At 66.5% G+C, this 1,890-nt stretch carries 2 protein-coding genes and 1 pseudogene; all 3 read right to left on the bottom strand.

All coding sequences use genetic code 11. The features are described 5' to 3' along the window. Positions 1–659: glycosyltransferase family 2 protein (locus tag EOA36_RS34605; protein ID WP_145969484.1), on the bottom strand; the 659-nt coding region annotated here is incomplete at its 3' end. Beyond that, entirely contained in the window at positions 649–1,599 is a 951-nt protein-coding gene (locus tag EOA36_RS34600) for a glycosyltransferase family 2 protein (RefSeq protein WP_127281152.1), read from the bottom strand. The genes EOA36_RS34600 and EOA36_RS34605, both read right to left, overlap by 11 nt. Then, positions 1,599–1,890 (bottom strand): annotated as a pseudogene (locus EOA36_RS34595) (succinoglycan biosynthesis protein exoa); the annotation flags it as partial. The gene EOA36_RS34600 and the pseudogene EOA36_RS34595, both read right to left, overlap by 1 nt.

Raw genomic sequence — 1,890 nt, 5'->3', positions numbered from 1 at the left:
TGATAGGCATAGCCGATATCAGGCTCGACCACGCATCTGCCGCCCATGGCCAGGGCTTCGGCAAAAAGGATGTAGTCTTCGCCGATCCTCAGTTCCTCGTCATAACGCAGCCGGTTTTCGTCGAGGAAACTGCGCAGGAAGATCGGCTTGAGGTAGCCGAGATTGAATTTCGATTCGAAGACGACATTGCCGGCGATGTAGGTGGCCAACGAAATCTCGCCCAGGCCTTCCAGATACTGGCGCGGGAACATCGCGTCCTCGACCACGCCGTCCTCACGGACGACCTCGAGATTGTCGACGGCGATCTCGGCGTTCGCCCTTTCGGCGCGGCCGATCATGGCGGCGATACGGCCGGGAAAGACGGCGTCGTCGGAATCGAGAACCGCGATCCACCTGCCCCGGGCGGCGTCGAGCCCGGCATTCCTGGCCCCGCCGGGGCCCCTGTTCTTGTCCAGCGCCAGGACGCGCACGATGTGCTCGGGATAGGCCCGCGCCGCATCGAGCGTGCCGTCACGCGACTTGTCGTCGACGACGATGATCTCGAGGCTGACACCCTTCTGGGCGATGGCGCTGGCGATCGCCCGATCGAGGGTTGCCTCGGCGTTGTAGGCGGCAATCACAAAAGAAACATCGGGAACGGAGGAAACGTCAGGCGGCACGCTTGCCTCCTTCCCCTGGTGAAGGCTGGCCGTAGAGGCGCAGTTCGCGGACACCGACAAGGCCGCTGACGACGCCGACATGCATGATGCCGCGCAGCACGCTGCGGTTCCTGCGTATCGGGCTGGCGACAACCGGAAGGGCGGCGGCAAAGCAATAAGCGGCCTTTGCCGCGGCAAGGGCGGCCTGCTTCACCCGTGCAATGCCGCCGGCGTCGCGGCCCAGGAGATGGCCGTGCGTCTGGCCGACCCGGAAACGGCGGCGGCTGAGCCAGTCGAATGCCGCCCTGGCCCGTGGCACGGCCTCATCCACCCATGCCTCCGGCGCAAACGCGATCCGGCCGCCTGCCTTGTGCATCTGGTCGAAGAATTCGGTGTCCTCGCCGCCGGTCTGGCCGCGCGCCAGGCTGAAGCGGCGGCCGCGCAGGCTGTCCGACCCCATGCGCAGCAGGACGTTGCAGGTGTAGCCGGTGCGGATTTCGCCGCGCACTCGTACCGGCAAGGTGGAATGGAAATCGCCGCGGCGCATCCAGTCCGGCGCATCCGGACGGTAAAGCGCGCGCACCGGGCCGAGCACGGCTGTTGCACCGCTTTCCTCAGCTGTCGCGACCAGCTCGGCCAGCCAGCGGGCGGTGGCGGTTTCGTCGTCGTCGATGAAGGCCAGGAAATCCGCTTCGCTGGCATCGAGGCAAGCGTTGCGGGCAATCGAGATGTTGCGCGCCGGGCAATGCCGGTAGCGGACCGTCAGCTTCAAGTCCCGTGACAGCGTCGCCACCAACTCCCTGGCGCTTGGCGTGTCGTCATTGTCGGCGACGATGACGCCGACCTCGAAGCCGTCAGGCATGGCAAGCGCCGCAAGCGAGCGCAGCGTCTCGGCCAGTTCCGGCCGCCGGAACGTGCACACGCCGATGTCGATGCGGCGGTTCCTGGTCTCAACCGCCATCACACCGCCCTCCGCCGTGCGCCGAGGCCGAGAAGCTGCAGCCAGAAGCCGACGGACCAGCCGAAATGCATGACCATCGCCGAGACGCCGGCAAGCGCGATATCGGCATTGCGCTGGCCGATGGCCGTCACCAGGCCGTAGCCCAGGCACACCGCCACCCACAGCAGCAGCGGCAGCGCCGCAATCCAGTGCACGAACGAGAAGGCCGCGAGAAGGACCACCGGGAAGACCGCCAGCGGCACCATCTGCCTGACCTTCGGGATCACCCGATGTTTCAGCACGTTCTTGGCC

The sequence above is a fragment of the Mesorhizobium sp. M8A.F.Ca.ET.021.01.1.1 genome (assembly GCF_003998025.1).
GTDB lineage: Bacteria > Pseudomonadota > Alphaproteobacteria > Rhizobiales > Rhizobiaceae > Mesorhizobium.
This window is presented reverse-complemented; position numbering and strand designations above follow the sequence as displayed.